The 17,580-nt window shown below is 47.0% G+C and carries 10 protein-coding genes; all 10 read left to right on the forward strand.

Annotated features, from left to right (window positions below; translation table 11 throughout):
• Nucleotides 1-45: 45 nt before the first annotated feature.
• The 10 genes from JUB15_RS10920 (at nucleotide 46) to JUB15_RS10965 (ending at nucleotide 17,523) form a co-directional block, all read left to right on the forward strand.
• Nucleotides 46-1,137 (forward strand): FecR family protein, encoded by a 1,092-nt coding sequence (locus tag JUB15_RS10920; protein WP_207512496.1) that lies wholly within the window; start codon nucleotides 46-48, stop codon nucleotides 1,135-1,137.
• Nucleotides 1,138-1,286: 149 nt separating this feature from the next.
• The gene (locus JUB15_RS10925) at nucleotides 1,287-4,556 is read left to right on the forward strand and encodes a TonB-dependent receptor (protein WP_207512497.1); all 3,270 of its coding nucleotides are present in this window, start codon (nucleotides 1,287-1,289) and stop codon (nucleotides 4,554-4,556) included.
• Between the two features lie 108 nt (nucleotides 4,557-4,664).
• Complete coding sequence (locus JUB15_RS10930; protein WP_242696304.1) at nucleotides 4,665-6,362, forward strand: RagB/SusD family nutrient uptake outer membrane protein; 1,698 nt, start codon at nucleotides 4,665-4,667, stop codon at nucleotides 6,360-6,362.
• An 874-nt stretch (nucleotides 6,363-7,236) separates the two neighbouring features.
• Nucleotides 7,237-8,883: a glycoside hydrolase family 28 protein gene (locus JUB15_RS10935; RefSeq protein WP_207512498.1), complete on the forward strand. Its 1,647-nt coding sequence runs from the start codon at nucleotides 7,237-7,239 to the stop codon at nucleotides 8,881-8,883.
• Between the two features lie 127 nt (nucleotides 8,884-9,010).
• Entirely contained in the window at nucleotides 9,011-10,951 is a 1,941-nt protein-coding gene (locus JUB15_RS10940) for a glycoside hydrolase family 88/105 protein (protein WP_207512499.1), read from the forward strand.
• A 188-nt stretch (nucleotides 10,952-11,139) separates the two neighbouring features.
• A complete protein-coding gene (locus JUB15_RS10945; RefSeq protein WP_207512500.1) occupies nucleotides 11,140-12,654 on the forward strand; it encodes a tagaturonate reductase in 1,515 nt (504 codons plus the stop codon).
• Entirely contained in the window at nucleotides 12,654-14,309 is a 1,656-nt protein-coding gene (locus JUB15_RS10950) for a UxaA family hydrolase (RefSeq protein WP_207512501.1), read from the forward strand. The genes JUB15_RS10945 and JUB15_RS10950 overlap by 1 nt, the downstream gene beginning before the upstream one ends.
• A gap of 147 nt (nucleotides 14,310-14,456) precedes the next feature.
• Entirely contained in the window at nucleotides 14,457-15,857 is a 1,401-nt protein-coding gene (gene uxaC / locus JUB15_RS10955; RefSeq protein ID WP_207512502.1) for a glucuronate isomerase, read from the forward strand.
• Nucleotides 15,857-16,864 (forward strand): sugar kinase, encoded by a 1,008-nt coding sequence (locus tag JUB15_RS10960; protein ID WP_207512503.1) that lies wholly within the window; start codon nucleotides 15,857-15,859, stop codon nucleotides 16,862-16,864. The genes uxaC and JUB15_RS10960 overlap by 1 nt, the downstream gene beginning before the upstream one ends.
• Nucleotides 16,864-17,523, forward strand: a complete 660-nt coding sequence (locus tag JUB15_RS10965; RefSeq protein ID WP_207512504.1) for a bifunctional 4-hydroxy-2-oxoglutarate aldolase/2-dehydro-3-deoxy-phosphogluconate aldolase — start codon at nucleotides 16,864-16,866, stop codon at nucleotides 17,521-17,523. Before JUB15_RS10960 ends, JUB15_RS10965 begins: the two co-directional genes overlap by 1 nt.
• Nucleotides 17,524-17,580: the final 57 nt, after the last annotated feature.

A 17,580-nucleotide genomic window follows, 5' to 3' on the forward strand; every position in this document is an offset into this window, starting at 1 on the left:
TTTTAAAAATGCCTGTCCATATATGCATAAACGCATCTGGCGAAAATGGAAACACCCGAAAGAATATGGTTTTTGCTGTCTCGCAGTTTGAGCGGAGATATAACTGATCAGGATAAGGACGAACTGAATAGCTTATTACAAGAACATCCCGAACTGATGCAGCAATATGAAATGTTGCACCAGTTATGGTCAGTGAATATGGCTGCCCCGGAAGAGCCGGGAGATGGAGATAAGATCAACCGCATCCTGCAATTATCGGCAGCAGAAACGGATCTGTCACAACGGGACGCTCCTGCCGTACGTATCAAAAGAAGATATAAACTTTACTGGGCCGCCGCCATAGTTACTGCACTATCGGTAGGTGCCTGGCTATTTACAACCTGGAACAGGAAACAGCATGCCCTTGCCGCTAACGAAGTGATAGCGCCCAAAGGCAGTAAAACCCGCACCATTCTACCGGATGGGTCAACGGTTTGGCTGAATGCAGGCTCGCGGATAATATATGCTAATTTCAGTGGCCCCGTGCGTGAAATAACCCTTGAAGGCGAAGCTTATTTTGACGTGGTAAAGGTTACTTCTTCATCAACCCATCAAAAAAAGCCCTTCATCGTGCATGCCGGTAATATCGATATTAAAGTGCTGGGTACAGCCTTTAATGTGAAGTCGTATCCCGAAGAAAAAACAATAGAAACAACCCTCATTCGCGGGCTGGTGCAGATCACCCGGAAAGGCGATACCAAAAGCAAACCTGTTTACCTGCATCCGAATGAAAAAATTGTGTTGCCAGCCAACAGCTTTCTGGCAGAAGCCAAGGCGCCCGCCAACACCATTACACCGCCTGCAGAACAGCAGATCATTCGCATAGACAGCACTGCTGCCGAGCATGAGCACATGGAAACAGCCTGGGTTTATAACCGGCTCGAGTTCCGGGGCGACAATTTTGAACAGCTGGCGCTGAAGCTGGAAAGATGGTATAATATCAGGGTCTACTTCGAGGATGATGCAGCCAGGCAGCTGGTATTTAATGGTTCGTTGCAAAACGAAACAGTTGAACAGGCTTTCATGGCCCTGAAAGCAGCTGTGCCGTTCAACGTATCAATTAATAATAATGAGGTTTTTATAAAATCGATAAAATAAAATATGCATCCTACGTAACCAAAGAAAACGGAGAATGTTGGCAGCATTCTCCGCGCATTACAGGTTAAATTTTCGGTGTTGTATTCTCCGCAATCCCGCTGGCAGGCGGGAAGGGGAAGTGATTTCTTAACCCATAATAATACTAATGTATGAAAAGTTTTAGAACGGGCGGAAAAAACCCGTTGCTTTCCAATGCGCTGCTTGTTATGAAAATAACTACTTTTTTTCTGCTTGTTGGTGTGCTGCAGGTGTCGGCAAGAGGTTTCGGCCAGGATAAGCTGAACCTCAGGTATAAAAATGCCGAGATCGCGGGTATTTTGATCAATATAGAAAAGCAGACACACTACCGTTTCCTGTATAATAACCAGTTACCGGCCATCCGGCAAAAGGTGACCATCAACCTCGAAAATGTTGATATTAAACAGGCGCTCGACAATTTGTTCTCCCAAACCATACTTACTTACCGCTTCATGGCCAATGGCCTCATTGTGATCAATGAAGGCAACAACCGCCCTGACGAAAAAAAGGTCACGGGTAAGATCACTGACCCAAACGGAGCTCCGCTCTCCGGCGTAACAGTAACCATAAAAGGCACAACAAGAGCCACTACCACCAATGAGCAGGGGGTGTTTACCATATCGGCCGATGACAATGATGTGCTTGTATTTTCCTACGTGGGATACGAATCACAGGAGATAAAAGTGGGCGACAAAACGAATATCAATCTGTCATTGATTTCTGCCGCTTCGAGCCTCGAGAATATTGTAGTGATCGGTTATGGTACTGTAAAGAAAAGAGATCTTACCGGTGCTGTTGTATCGCTCAAGGGTGATGAAGTGAAGAAAGTGCCGGCCGGTAACGTAATGGAAAGCGTACAGGGAAAAGTGGCCGGGGTTGACATTACCCGCACCAGCGGTGGTGCCGGTTCTAACGTGAATATTACCGTTAGAGGCAACAGGTCGGTATTGGCGCAGAACACACCATTATTCATCGTTGATGGCATACAGTATGCGAACTTTCAGGATATTAACCCGAACGATATCCAGTCGATGGAAGTATTGAAAGATGCTTCTTCTACAGCTATCTATGGTTCACGCGGCGCAAATGGCGTTGTTATCATAACCACGAAAAGAGGCGCTTCCGGAAAAGTACGGGTAGGGGCTAATGCCTATTATGGAGTGAGTGAAGTGGCCGGCTATCCCGAGCCGATGAACGGCCCACAATATGCAGAATTAAAACGGCAGGCGAGCCGCACCGCCGGTGCCTGGAACTCGCCGGCAGATGACGCCAATGTGTTCAAGGCCGATCTTGCTGCTGCAACAAGTGGCCAGTCTACTTATTGGCCTGGCCTTCTGTTACAGGATGGCTCACAGCAGGACTATGGCGTTAATGTGGCCGCAGGCAGTGAAAAAACAAAAGTGTTCTTCTCTTTCGATTATTTCAAGGAAAAAGGTATTCTCAATAATGATTTTTCCGGTCGGTACACGTTACGCCTGAACATCGATCAAACCATTATAGGCACCTTTAAGGTTGGATTGCAAAGCCAGTTAACGTATTATGATGAGAACAGGCGTACCGACAATATCCTGAATGTAGCCAATAAAGTGATACCTTATTTTACACCTTATAATCCGGACGGTTCAATTATAAGAATTCCCGGCAATGCCAACCAGGTTAACCCCTTGTTGGAAGAATTGCCGGGGGCTTATATCAATGAGACAAATACCACCCGCATTTTATCTTCTGCCTATGCAGAATGGAAACCTTTCCCTAACCTTACGCTCCGGTCAAACCTGGGTATTACCAACAGCAGCAGTCGAAATGGCCTGTTCCTGGGAGAAAATACCATTACCCGTTTTACGTCAACCGGTTCACTGGCAAAAGTTACCAACGCTACCCAGGCCGATCTTATCTGGGAAAATATCATTACCTGGAATAAAAAGTTCGGTGAGCATAGTCTGGATGTGACTGCCGTAACCAGCTATCTTTCCAATAAGACCGATAGCGCCTACTCGCAAGGTACAGGGCAGATCATTCCCGGCCAATCGTGGCATGCGCTGCTGAGCAACCCCAGCAACATCAGTATCTGGAGTAATTATATAGGCAGCAACCTGTTATCGGGTGCGCTGCGGTTAAACTATAATTACAAAGGAAAATACCTGTTGACGCTGACGGGTCGCGCCGATGGTTCTTCTGTACTGTTAAAAGAGAACCGCTGGTCGTTCTTCCCGTCTGCAGCAGTAGCCTGGCGAATAATTGATGAAAATTTTATGGCTGGCCAGAACCTCTTCAGCGACCTGAAACTCCGCGCCAGCTATGGTGTTGCCGGTAACGCGGCCGTTAAACCGTATTCAACGAACAGCGGATTGATACTCATTCCTTTTTCGTGGAACGATGTAAGTATGATCGCCTATGGTTATGATCCCCAGAACGGTAACCGCAGCCTGAACTGGGAGCTTACCGGTACGCAGAATATCGGGCTAGACTTCGGTTTATTCAAGAACCGCTTAAGCGCCAGTGTGGATTATTATGATTCAAGGACCCGCGACCTGTTGTTGCTGCGTCCATTACCAGGTTCATCAGGCCATACCAAAGTGGTGGAAAATGTAGGTAAAACACGGAACAATGGGATAGAGATCCAGTTACGTACAGTGAACGTGCAAAACCAGCAATTCAGCTGGACAAGCGCCATCACGTACACGCGCAATAAGGAACGCATTACCGAACTCGCAAACGGGAAGAATGATATTGCCAGTGGATTGTTCATCGGTCATCCGGTGAGATCGTTCTATGATTTCAAAAAAGAAGGCATTTGGCAAACGGCAGATACCGCTTTGGCGAGAAGTTTTGGCTATAAGGCCGGCGACATTCGCGTAGCCGACCTGAGTGGCGATAAAGGGCAGCCCGATGGCAAGCTGGATGCTACTTACGACAGAACAGTGGTAGGGTCAGCGGTTCCTGATTATACCCTTGGTTTCAGCAATGACATCAGCTACAAAAATTTTGATTTGAATATTTATGTATTTGCCCGGGTTGGACAAACCTTTGTATCTGACTATGCAAACAAATTTGAGCCCAACGCCATTGAGAACGGCGCCAATGTTGATTACTGGACACCGGAAAACCCTACCAATGATTATCCCCGGCCGAATATCAATATCTCAAGAGCTTCGATGCCATTTGCAACCACGCTTGGTTATAAAGATGGTTCATTCGTGAAGATCAGGAACATCACCCTCGGTTATACACTTCCAAAAACTCTTACGCAAAGGTTTCATGTGAACAGCCTGCGCTGGTATGTAAGCGCCAAGAACTATTTCACCTTTGCAAAGGAGAAAGATTATGATCCGGAAGGCGAGGGGTCTTTTGACCGCCCGCTCACCAAACTGATCGTCACCGGAATAAATCTTGAGTTCTAAATCTTATTCATATTGAAATCTTCCTGGAATATGAAAAGAGCCGATTTCATCAGTGATGAAAACTTTATGGCGAATTCCATATGGCCAAAGGACAATAAAAATGAACATATGAAACGTAACATAAATACAGTATTGCTTTTAGTGCTGGCCGGTGCTGTGGTATTTACATCATGCGATAAAAAACTGACCGAGTACAACCCCAGCGGGCTAACGCCTGAAGCTACCTATACCAGTGCAAAGGGTTTTGATGCGCTGGTGAATGCAGCCTATACCTATACCCGCTTTTGGTACGGAAAAGAAGAAGGCTATAGCTTGTCAGAAATGGGTACCGATATCTGGACGAACGGCACCGGTGATGTGTTCCCGCAATTATCGCGCTACGATAACCTGCAGGGCAGCAACACCTCTGCGCTCAACCTGGAATGGGATAATTTTTATGCAGCCATTTATTTATGTAACGACGGCATTGCCAAAGTGGGTGATGTCACCGATTACACTGCTGCTCAGAAAACAACCCGTGAAGCAGAGCTTCGTTTTTTGCGGGCCTTTTATTACTGGCATATCGTTGAAACCTGGGGCGGCGTACATTTTACCACGGTGGCAACGCCGGCAGGGGTGATCGAATCAACCGCCAACAAAACCCCCGTTGATCAGTTTTATACCCAAATTTTTGCCGATCTGGATTTTGCTGTAAAGAATTTACCAAAAACGTCGGGCGATTATGGCCGGGCTACCATTCCGGTGGCCAAAGCTTTCCTGGCACGTATGTACTTAACCCGCGGTATGAACGAACAGGCCCTTGCCATGGCCAATGATGTGATAAATAATTACGGCTATCAGCTGGTGCCCAGGTATGCCGACTTGTGGAATATGGGCAACCTGAAAAATAAGGAAGTGATCTGGGCAGTTGATTATTCTACCAATCTTTCAAATAATGACCTTGCCACCTCAGCTTTTCCTACCGGTCATAGCCGGGGCAGCAACAGCGGTCACATGTTATTCCTGCAGGTTTATGACCAGGTGAACTCAGCTATCCTTCAACGTGATATACCCAATGGCCGTCCGTTTAACCGGTATATGCCAACGCGGACATTGTTGAACCTGTTTAACGAGAACGACGATAGCCGTTACGAGGCTTCTTTTCAAACCGTTTGGTATTGCAATAAGGCAGCACGGGCTGCCGGTAATACGTTCAATTCGAAAGATACCAATGATTTCAAGGTGGGCGATACGGTATGTTTTACATCAAAGAATACGCTGACCGCAGCTTCAATGAATGCAAAGCGGTACACCACGTATGACATGTCGCGCGTATATAACGCTACTACCGGTATTCCCAGTCAGCGGAGGTTTTATGTATCGTTGAAGAAGTTTAAAGATTCAACGCGCGCCGGGTTCAATGAAGCGCAGAGTGTGCGCGATGTATTTGTGATCAGGCTGGCCGAAATGCACCTGATCGCAGCAGAAGCACAGTTCAAGTTGAATAAACCGGATCTTGCCGCCAATTACCTGAACACGATCCGCCGGCGTGCTGCTATGCCCGGTCGTGAAAATGCTATGGAGATCACTGCTGCCGACGTGAGCCTGGACTTTATACTCGATGAGCGGGCGCGGGAACTGGCCGGAGAGCAATTGCGCTGGTTCGATCTGAAACGCACCAATAAACTGATCGACCGGGTTACGAGGCTGAATCCCGATGCGGCGCAGTATATAAAATCATTTCACACCGTACGGCCTATTCCGCAATCGCAGTTGGATGCGGTTACGAATAAAGGTGAGTTTATGCAGAATGAGGGGTATCAGTAGGTAGTTGACTAGTTGATAAGTTGACTAGTTAACGAGTTAAGGGGCCAACCGATTTTTCGCTCTGATGTGTTCATAGCAATGCAGTGGGTTTTCAGGGTGGGCAGTTTTAGGAGTTTCTGCCCACCCATTTTTACCCCGGCCGCCTTTTATAGTTGACAAAGTTGAAAAGTTGGCAATGCTGATAGAGTTGACACGTTGACAGAGTTGACAGGTTGATAAAGTTGACAGGTTGATAAAGTTGACAAGTTGATAAGGTTACTAGTTAACTGGTAAACAGGTTAACAGGTTAACTGGTTAACTGGTGAACAGGTTAACTGCTTAACAGCGATTAAATGTTAAAAACACACTAAAATAAATCTATAATCCCTACCCTTAGTATTAATTATTCCCCCTTTAGGGGGTTAGGGAGTATGATTCCCCTTTAGGGGGCTCGGGGGTACAATTCCCCCTTTAGGGGGTTAGGGGGTATCTTCTTGCTGGCAGTCGCGTAAAGGGGTATGGTTCTGGGTAATTTACGTTGATTGCCAGCATTTTATTTCCAACCAGGTATGTTATCGTTGCCGGTAACGTTTGCGTAAATAAAATTCCTTATTCGTTTCTGCGGGTTTAAATATCTGTGTACACTTGCCCTTGAAAAACAGGTATTAACGTTACAGGTTGCATGTTTCAGCGCCTGTCCCGTTGAATGAGGGGACAGCCTGCAACTTGTAGCCTGTAACTTACATCTTTGGGACGATTGCCTTGCAACGCGCTGATAACATGATTTTACCTTTTCCAAAACTACTGCAGGTACACGCAAAAAACGTTAAATCATCCTATTGGTTCTGCGGGGCAATACCTAAGCATATTAATTTATTGAAGTAAACAATTTGTAATGAACAATTGGTTTAAAGCAGCAGCAGTAATTGGATTAATGACCTGTTCTTCGGGTGTATTTGCTCAGGGCAAATTGCCGGTTATTCAACAGACAAGTTTCAAAAAGGATTCAACGTACATTACCAAATTCGGAGCAGTAGCCGATGGCCAAACCCTGAATACAAAGGCCATTAACGACGCTATTGACGCCTGTAACAAAAAAGGCGGTGGCGTAGTAGTTATTCCCGCCGGATTATGGCTTACAGGTCCGGTAGTATTAAAAAGTAATGTGAACCTGCACCTGAAAAAAGGCGCCCTGTTACAATTCACCAAGGATAAAGACCAATACCCGCTGGTAGAAGGCAACTGGGAAGGGTTACCACAAATGCGTAACCAGTCGCCCATTTCGGCTACCAATGCAACCAATATCGGCATTACCGGCCATGGCGTCATCGACGGCGGTGGCGAAGCCTGGCGCCAGGTGCGAAAAGAAAAGCTCACCGAGAGCCAGTGGAAAAAATGGATAGCGCAGGGCGGCGTAGTAAGCGATGATGGCAGATCATGGTATCCCTCCGAGCAATGGTTGAAGCCAACTAAAATGAAGAACCCCGGTGAGATCACAAAAGATAAAACGCCGGAATTCTATAAAAGTATTAAAGATTTTCTGCGTCCCAACCTCGTGGTTATTACCAAATGTAAAAAGATCCTGCTCGAAGGCGTAACCTTCCAGAACTCAGCAGCCTGGTGTTTACATCCGCTCATGAGCGAGGATCTGACCGTACGCAACGTAACCGTATTGAATCCCTGGTTTGCGCAGAACGGAGATGGCATCGATGTAGAGAGCTGCAAGAATGTTCTGATTGAAAACTCGGTATTTGATGTAGGGGACGATGGTCTGTGTATGAAAAGCGGCCGCGATCATTGGGGAAGAGAAAGAGGCATGCCAACTGAAAATGTAATTATCCGCGATTGTAAAGTATACCACGCCCATGGCGGATTTGTGATCGGCAGTGAAATGAGTGGCGGCGCCCGCAATATGTGGATCAGCAATTGTACATTCATTGGAACCGATATCGGCCTTCGCTTCAAAACTACCCGTGGCCGTGGCGGAGTTGTAGAGAATATTTACATCAGCGATATTCAAATGATCAATATCCCCGGCGAGGCCATTCTGTTCGATATGTATTATATGTCGGTTGATCCCGTTGCGCTGGCTGGCGAAAAACGCGAACTGCCTAAAGTAGAAACCCTGCCGGTGACCGAAGCCACCCCCCAGTTCCAGAATTTCGTGATCAAGAATGTGGTTTGTAACGGAGCTGCCAAAGGCATCTTCATTCGCGGCGTACCCGAAATGCATGTAAAAAATGTGCACCTCGAGAACATGGTACTGGATGCTGCAAAAGGCATCGATATCCAGGAAGCCTCAGGCATTACCTTGAAGAACATTAAAATTCTGAGCGCCGATACCAAACCCGTTGTAGACATCATCAACAGCGATAACCTCACCTTTGATAAGCTCACTTATAATAAAGATGCTGAATTATTGTTCAGGGTGGCTGGCGACAGAACCAAAAAGATCAACATCCTGAATACGGATGCATCAAAGGCCAAAGAAAAGATCCAGTATGAGTTTGGAGCATCTGAACAAAATGTAACAATTAAGTAAGTAAGGAACTTTAATAAATAAATTGGCTGTTGCAGGTTACAAGTTCCAGGGTAGAGGGCCCTTAGAACCTGCAACCCCCTGAAACCTGGAACCTGTAACTTGTAACCTTTATCTAAAAAAACAACTCATGAAGTTTACACGCGCTTTGATTGCCATAAGCACTGTATTTACAATAACTACGCACGCCCAGCAGGGAACTGCCGTGTCGGGCGTGGCCACGTCAGATAAAATGAACTGGTCGCAGGGAATGGCGGCCTCCGTAATGAGCTGGTGGAACGATGCTGAAGCCCAAAAGCCCGGCAGATGGAGCTATGATATGGGCGTAGTATTAAAAGGCATGGAAGCTTTATGGAAAGCTACCGGCGATGCCTCCTACTTCAAATACATCCAGAAAAGCATGGACGCCTGGGTAGATGAAGAAGGCAACATCCGCAATTATGAAGCCGATGAATACAATATCGACCACGTAAATAATGGTAAACTGTTATTGCTGTTATACCGGGTAACCGAAAAACCCAAGTATAAAAAAGCGGCCGAACATTTACGCGCCCAATTGCAAACGCATCCCCGCACCAAACAGGGCGGTTTCTGGCACAAGAAAATATATCCCTGGCAGGTATGGCTCGATGGGCTGTATATGGGGCAGCCCTTTTATGCCGAATACGCTATGCTGTTTGGAGAAGATACCGTCTTCAATGATATCACCCGCCAGTTTGCCAACATCGAGCGCAATACCCGCGACCCGAAAACCGGCTTGCTGTACCATGGCTGGGACGAATCAAAAGAACAGCAATGGGCCAATAAACAAACCGGAACATCACCGCATTTCTGGGGCCGCGCTTTAGGCTGGTACGGAATGGCTATGGTGGATGTGCTGGATTATTTCCCCGCCAATCACCCCGGCCGCGATACCATCATCGGTATTTTGAACCGGTTCACCAAAGCCGTTACCAAAGTACAGGACGCTAAAACCGGTTTATGGTACGATATAGTTGACCTGCCAACCCGGCCTAAGAACTACCTGGAAGCATCGGCTTCTGCCATGCTGGTATATACCATGGCCAAAGGTGTTCGCAAAGGTTACCTGCCTGCCAGCTACTGGGCCAATGCCCAAAAAGGCTACGCCGGCATTCTGAAAACATTTGTTGACAGGAATGCAGAAGGGCAGGTGCAGTTGAAAGGAACGGTAAAAGTTTCCGGCCTGGGTGGTAACCCTTATCGCGATGGCAGCTTTGAATACTATATGCGTGAGCCGGTGATCGTGAACGACTGGAAAGGTATAGGTGCTTACCTGCTGGCCGGCGCCGAAATGGAGAACCTGCCTGCCGATATGCCCGGTAAAGGCAAAACGGTAACGCTCGATTACTACTTCAATCACGAGGATAAAAAGAACCTGCATGGTTTTCAGTATCCAACCCATTATACCTGGAATGAAATGAGCTATAACGGGTTCAGCTACCTGGGAGATGTTTTCAGCAGCTACGGCGCCAAACTCAATACCCTGGAAGCAGCGCCAACAGCAGCCAACCTCGCCAAGTCTGATGTATATATCATTGTTGACCCGGATGGACTGAAAGATAACAAGAACCCCAACTATGTAGAAGACGCGCACGTCAAGACCATCAGCGACTGGGTGAAAAAAGGCGGCGTACTGGTATTGATGGCGAACGATAGTGTGAACTGCGACCTGGCTCATTTTAATAAGCTGGCCAATACCTTTGGTATTAACTTCAGTAACCGCGGCCGCAACTTTGTAAAAGGCGATCAATATGAGACCGGCGCTGTACCCATAGCACCCGGTAACGAGATTTTCAAACAAACCAAAAAGACCTACCTGAAGGAGATCAGCATCATTGAAACCAAGGCGCCAGCCCGCCCTGTAGTGAAAGCCGAAAACGATGTGGTGATGGCAGTGGCCAAATATGGCAAAGGAACCGTATTCGCTGTAGGCGATCCCTGGTTATATAACGAGTACACCGACGGCCGTAAAATACCCGCGGAGTACCAAAATGCCAAAGCAGCTTATGAATTAGCCAAATGGCTGCTTTTACAGGTACCGAAGAAGTAATATTTTACCCGCTGGTTGTCAACATACTGAATAAGTACCAAACAGCGGGTTCAAGGTAAGTGCAGGACAGCACACCTGAAATTAATACGCATCTTGTGGCTGCATCCGGCAGTTGACCGGCGATTTTTTGACGTATAGCAAAAATTGATTACCTAAATAAAGATTTATAAAAATTAAACGCGTAGTGTATGATCCTTTCGAGGTATAACCTGAAAAATATCAGTGCGCAGGATATAGAAACGCCTGCAGAATCTGTTTTTGATCTTCCTGAAAAAGTGTTGCAATTTGGTACAGGCGTACTGTTGCGTGGTTTACCCGATTATTTTATCGACAAAGCCAATCGCCAGGGCGTATTTAATGGCCGGGTGGTTGTGGTTAAATCAACCGACAGCGATTCTTCCGCATTCGATAAACAGGATGGATTATATACTTTATGCGTTCGCGGTCTGGAAGGCGGTAAAAAAGTAGAAGAGAACATCGTTAACTCCTCTATCAGCCGCGTATTGAGCGCAAAGGACGAATGGAGCGAAATTCTGCAATGTGCTCATAATCCCAATATGCAGATCATCATTTCCAATACGACAGAAGTAGGTATTCAGCTGGTACAGGACGATATCAACCGCATGCCGCCGGTTTCTTTCCCCGGCAAACTGCTGGCTTTCCTGTTAGAGCGGTATAAAGCATTCGACGGCAGCCGCCAGAGCGGTATGGTCATCGTACCTACCGAGCTGATCCCCGACAATGGTAAAAAACTGGAATCGATCGTATTGGAACTGGCCCATTTGAACGGCCTCGACGATAATTTCATTCAATGGCTCGAGAACTGCAATTATTTCTGCAGTTCCCTGGTCGACCGTATTGTTCCCGGTAAACCTGATGCAGCCACCCGCGAACAGCTCGAAAAACAGTTCGGTTACAAAGACGAGCTGCTGACTATGTCAGAAGTATACCGCCTTTGGGCTATTGAGGGCGGCGAACACATAAGATCAGTGCTTACTTTCGCCTCGGTTGACGAAGGCGTGGTAATAGCACCTGACATCAACCTCTTCAGAGAACTGAAATTACGTATGCTGAATGGTACGCATACTTTATCGTGCGGACTGGCGTACCTGGGTGGCTTTGGCACCGTAAAGCAGGCGATGGATGATGCAGGCATGCAAACATTTATCTCTCAACTGATGTTAAATGAAATAGCAACCGGCATTCCTTACAATGTAGAACCTGGCGTTTCTCAAACGTTTGGCAATAAAGTACTGGACCGCTTCGCCAATCCGAATATCGAGCACCACTGGATCAACATTACCATGCAATACACGTCAAAAATGAAAATGCGTAATGTGCCCGTGATCCTGACGTATGCAGAACGGATAAAGACAGTACCCGAGAATATTGCTCTGGGATTTGCTGCTTATCTGTTATTTTTGAAGCCCGTAAATAAAAAACAGGATAAATATTACGGCGAATGGCAGGGAAAAGAGTACCTGATCCAGGACGACTTTGCCGCTTATTTCTTTGAAAAATGGAGCAAGCTGAAACCGGCCCAACTGGCCGATGAAGTATTGGCCGATACTTCCCTGTGGGGAGCCGACCTGAGCGCCATACCTGGCTTTGCCCAGGCAGTAAAAGATAATATGGCTTCATTGCTGGAAGCTGGCGTTGCTAAAACAATTCAAACACATCAGACCAAAAAAGTATTGGCGTAATGAAGAAAAAGGTCTTAAAAGTTCATGAAGATGATAATGTGGTGGTAGCACTCACCAACTTATCAAAAGGTGAAACAGTATCCCTGAATGGCCAGGAATATACCCTGCAGGAAGATATAACTGCAAAACACAAATTTGTAGCAACTGATCTCAATGCAGGCGACTCCATCATCATGTATGGAGTATTGGTTGGAAAAGCCCAGTCACCCATCAGGAAAGGCGGTCTTATTTCTACCGCCAACGTTAAACACGCAGCCAACGATTTCGAGATCAGCCCACAACGTAATATTCAATGGAAGAAGCCCGATGTTTCGAAGTTCGTCGGCCGCACGTTTATGGGCTATCATCGCCCCAACGGTGAGGTAGGTACTGCAAACTACTGGCTCGTTATTCCAATGGTGTTCTGCGAAAACCGTAACCTCGATGTGTTACAGGAATCGCTGGTGCGCGATCTGGGTTATGGCCGTAATAAAAAATACAAATACCAGGCACAACAGCTCATAGAGTTATATAAGACGGGTAAAAGCGTTGAAGACATTCTGAACGCTGATCTCCGTGCTACCGCCAGCGAAGAGAACGCTCAGCGGTTGTTCCCCAACGTTGACGGAATCAAGTTCCTGAACCACGAAGGCGGTTGCGGCGGAACCCGCCAGGATGCACAGGCATTATGCGGTCTGCTCGCCGGGTACATTACGCACCCCAACTGTGCCGGCGCTACCGTACTGAGCCTGGGCTGCCAGAATGCACAGGTATCTATTCTGGAAGAAGAGATCAAAAAGCGCGATGCTAAATTCAGCAAGCCTTTATACATCCTGGAGCAACAGAAGATCGGACTGGAATCTGATCTGCTGGCGGCTGCTATTAAACATACTTTCGCCGGCTTGATCATTGCCAACCAAACCAAACGCGAACCGGCGCCGCTGAGCAGGCTGTGCATCGGGTTGGAGTGCGGCGGCAGTGATGGCTTCTCCGGTATTTCTGCCAACCCCGCCATCGGTTACACATCCGATTTGCTGGTAGGTTTGGGCGGTTCGGTTATTCTTTCCGAATTCCCTGAACTGTGCGGCGTAGAGCAGGAACTGAGCGACCGTTGCGTTCAGGTTGACGTTGCAAAACGGTTCTCGCACCTGATGAAAACCTATAATGCCGCAGCCGTTGCTGTAGGCAGTGGTTTTGATATGAACCCATCTCCGGGTAATATCAAGGACGGTCTCATTACCGATGCCATTAAATCGGCCGGTGCTGCTAAAAAAGGTGGTACCTCACCGGTAACTGATGTACTGGATTATCCTGAAAAGGTAACCAAACCCGGTTTGAACCTGCTGTGCACACCTGGTAATGATGTAGAATCAACTACCGCCGAAGTAGCCAGTGGTGCCAACGTGGTGCTGTTCACCACAGGCCTGGGTACACCAACCGGTAATCCTATTGCACCGGTTATTAAATTGTCGAGCAACACCGCTTTATATAATAAAATGCGCGATATCATCGATATCAACACCGGCACCATCATCGAAGGGGAAGAGACCATCGAGCAGGCTGGTGAGCGCATACTGGACTATGTGATCAAAGTAGCCAGCGGTGAACTGGAGGTCAGTGCCGTTCGGCATGGCCAGGATGATTTCATTCCCTGGAAACGCGGGGTATCGTTATAAATTCTAACAAGTGTGCCACACCTCGAGGTGCGGCCACTTTGAGTTTGAAATAATAATCTTTAATAACTAATAGGAGAGTGGAGAATATAGTGAGCCGATTTCACCATTGACCATTCACCATTGACCATTCACCATTGACCATTCACAATGAAAAAATTTGTTGACGAGCATTTTTTACTGCAAACACCCACTGCACAGAAGCTGTACCATGAGTTTGCCAAACAAATGCCCATTATAGATTATCATTGTCATTTACCGCCCGATCAGATTGCCAATGATACCCAATTTGAAAATCTGACCCAGATCTGGTTGTATGGCGACCATTACAAATGGCGCGCTATGCGTACCAACGGGGTGAATGAAGAGTATATCACCGGTAATAAAAGCGATTACGAGAAGTTTGAAAAATGGGCGGAAACCGTTCCATACACTTTACGCAATCCCTTATATCACTGGACGCACCTTGAACTGCAGCGTTATTTTGGAATAACTGATATACTGGACGGCAGAACAGCCAAAAAAGTGTACGAAGAAGCTACTGCCAAGCTGCAAACAAAAGAATACTCGGTTCGTGGCCTGCTGCGCAAGATGAATGTAAAAGTGGTGTGCACCACCGACGATCCCATCGATAACCTCGAGTATCATAAGAAGATCAAAGAAGACGGCTTCGAAATAAAAATATTGCCTGCATTCCGCCCCGATAAGGCGATGAATGTAGACGATGCCGCTGCCTTCAATGCCTATGTGGCAAAAGTGGAAGCAGCAGCCAATACGTCAATAGGCAGCTATAGCGATTTTCTGGCTGCGTTAAAAAAGCGGCACGATTTCTTTGCCACCATGAGTTGTTCGGTTAGTGACCATGGCCTCGAGCAGATCTATGCAGAAGACTATACCGAGACCGAGATCAAAAATGCCTTCGCCAAGATCAGAAGCGGCAAAGAACTGTCGCTCGAAGAGAACCTGAAATTCAAATCAGCCATGCTGGTGGAATTTGCCAAATGGGATTGGGAAAAGGGCTGGGTACAACAATATCACCTGGGCGCGCTGCGCAACAACAACAGCCGCATGCTGAAACGGCTCGGTCCCGATACCGGTTGGGATTCAATCGGTGATTTCTCACAGGGGCGCCAACTCGCTAAGTTCCTCAACAAACTCGATACAGAGAATCAACTGGCAAAAACCATTCTTTACAACCTGAACCCAGCCGATAATGAGCTGATGGCTACCATGATCGGTAACTTTAACGACGGCAGCGTAGCAGGAAAGATCCAGTTCGGTTCGGGCTGGTGGTTCCTCGATCAGAAAGACGGTATGACCAAACAGATCAATGCCCTGTCGAACATGGGATTGCTGAGCAGGTTTGTAGGAATGCTGACAGACTCAAGAAGTTTCCTGTCGTACCCCCGTCACGAATATTTCCGGCGCCTGCTGTGTAACATGTTTGGTGACGATATCGAAAATGGCGAATTGCCGGCTGATATCGACTGGGTAGGAAAAGTGATCCAGGACATTTGTTTTAACAACGCTAAAAACTACTTCAACTGGTAATGGGCAACGTTCTAAGCTTTGGAGAGCTCTTGCTCCGTTTATCACCCGATACAGAAGGGCAGTGGTTGGCAAATGCATCGTTGCCCGTGCACGTAGGCGGCGCCGAACTGAATGTAGCCCGGGCGCTGGCCCTGTGGAACATACCGGTGAAGTACTGCACAGGTTTACCTGATAATTATTTATCGCAACAACTGGTTAAACAGCTGCAGGAATGGAAGATCGATACGTCGGCCATCCAATACGGTGGTCACCGTATTGGCATCTATTACCTGCCGCAGGGCCTTGATGTAAAGAACGCCGGAGTTATTTACGACCGGGCTGATTCATCATTTGCCCGCCTGCAAAAAGGCACGATCAACTGGGATGCTTTACTGGAAGGCGTCAGCTGGTTCCATTTAAGTGCCATTTGTCCGGCCCTGAATGCCGATGCAGCCGATGTATGTGCCGAAGTGATGCAGGTATGCAACAAAAAAGGCATTACCGTTTCCATTGACCTGAACTACCGCGCCAAATTATGGCAGTACGGTGTACCGGTGCATCAAGTAATGATGCGGCTGGCGCCTTACTGTGATGTGATCATGGGGAATGTATGGGCAGCAGAAAAAATGTTACAGATACCCGTGCATCCTGATCTGGTTACCACCGATACCAAAGAAATGTACCTGGAGCAGGCGCTGGTAACCTCTAAAGCGATCATCAAGCAATACCCGCGTTGTAAAGCAGTAGCAAATACCTTCCGCTTCGACCATAAAGGAATTTTATATTATACCACTTTATATACCAATGAGCAGCTGCATGTTTCCCAGGTATATACAACCGAGACCGTAATAGATAAGGTAGGCAGTGGCGATTGTTATATGGCAGGGTTGATCTATGGTTTCTACAATAAGCAGGCGCCCCAGGAGATCCTTGAGTTTGCCACGGCAGCAGCTTTTCAGAAACTGTTCATCAAAGGCGACGCCACCAACAAAACGGTTGAAGAAATAAAAGCATCTATAAAGAAATAATGAAGAATCAACAGGATATCATAGCACAGATCAGGCAGCAGAAAATGCTGCCCCTGTACTTTCATAAGGATGTAGAAGTAAGCATTAATGTACTAAAAGCATTATACGAAGCCGGTATCAGGTCTGTAGAGTATACCAACCGGGGCGCAGAAGCCGTAGCTAATTTCAAGGCCATGCGTAAACTGGTGAACGAAAGCATGCCGGGCATGCTGTTAGGCATTGGCACGGTAAAAACAGTGGAAGATGCCGAACAGTTCATTAAAGCCGGTGCCGATTTTATCATCAGTCCGGTAGTATATCCGCCGGTTGCCAAAGTGGTGCAGGATGCCGGACTGTTATGGATCCCTGGTTGTTTAACGCCTACTGAGATATTTACGGCTGAGATGAATGGCGCTAAATTGGTGAAGATCTTTCCGGGCAGCGTTGTAGGTCCTTCTTATATTTCCGCAATCAAAGAATTGTTCCCTGGTTTATTGTTCATGCCCACGGGTGGTGTTGATACCACTGCAGAGAACATTAAAGAGTGGTTCGATGCGGGCGTGGTAGCCGTTGGAATGGGTAGTAAGCTGATCACTAAAAAGATCCTGCAGGAAAAGCAATATGATGAACTGACCACACTTACGAAAGTAGTACAGGAAATACTAATTAACATTCAATAAAATTGAAAAGACGTGCCACGTTCAGTTGATGGTGCACGTCTTTTCCCCTTAAAAAAG

Source organism: Longitalea luteola (assembly GCF_017356035.1).
Lineage (GTDB): Bacteria > Bacteroidota > Bacteroidia > Chitinophagales > Chitinophagaceae > Niastella > Niastella luteola.

Coding starts and splice junctions, on each gene's coding strand:
- JUB15_RS10920 (WP_207512496.1), top strand. CDS start 46: ATGGAAACACCCGAAAGAATATGGTTTTTGCTGTCTCGCAGTTTGAGC.
- JUB15_RS10925 (WP_207512497.1), top strand. CDS start 1,287: ATGAAAAGTTTTAGAACGGGCGGAAAAAACCCGTTGCTTTCCAATGCG.
- JUB15_RS10930 (WP_242696304.1), top strand. CDS start 4,665: ATGAAACGTAACATAAATACAGTATTGCTTTTAGTGCTGGCCGGTGCT.
- JUB15_RS10935 (WP_207512498.1), top strand. CDS start 7,237: ATGAACAATTGGTTTAAAGCAGCAGCAGTAATTGGATTAATGACCTGT.
- JUB15_RS10940 (WP_207512499.1), top strand. CDS start 9,011: ATGAAGTTTACACGCGCTTTGATTGCCATAAGCACTGTATTTACAATA.
- JUB15_RS10945 (WP_207512500.1), top strand. CDS start 11,140: ATGATCCTTTCGAGGTATAACCTGAAAAATATCAGTGCGCAGGATATA.
- JUB15_RS10950 (WP_207512501.1), top strand. CDS start 12,654: ATGAAGAAAAAGGTCTTAAAAGTTCATGAAGATGATAATGTGGTGGTA.
- uxaC (WP_207512502.1), top strand. CDS start 14,457: ATGAAAAAATTTGTTGACGAGCATTTTTTACTGCAAACACCCACTGCA.
- JUB15_RS10960 (WP_207512503.1), top strand. CDS start 15,857: ATGGGCAACGTTCTAAGCTTTGGAGAGCTCTTGCTCCGTTTATCACCC.
- JUB15_RS10965 (WP_207512504.1), top strand. CDS start 16,864: ATGAAGAATCAACAGGATATCATAGCACAGATCAGGCAGCAGAAAATG.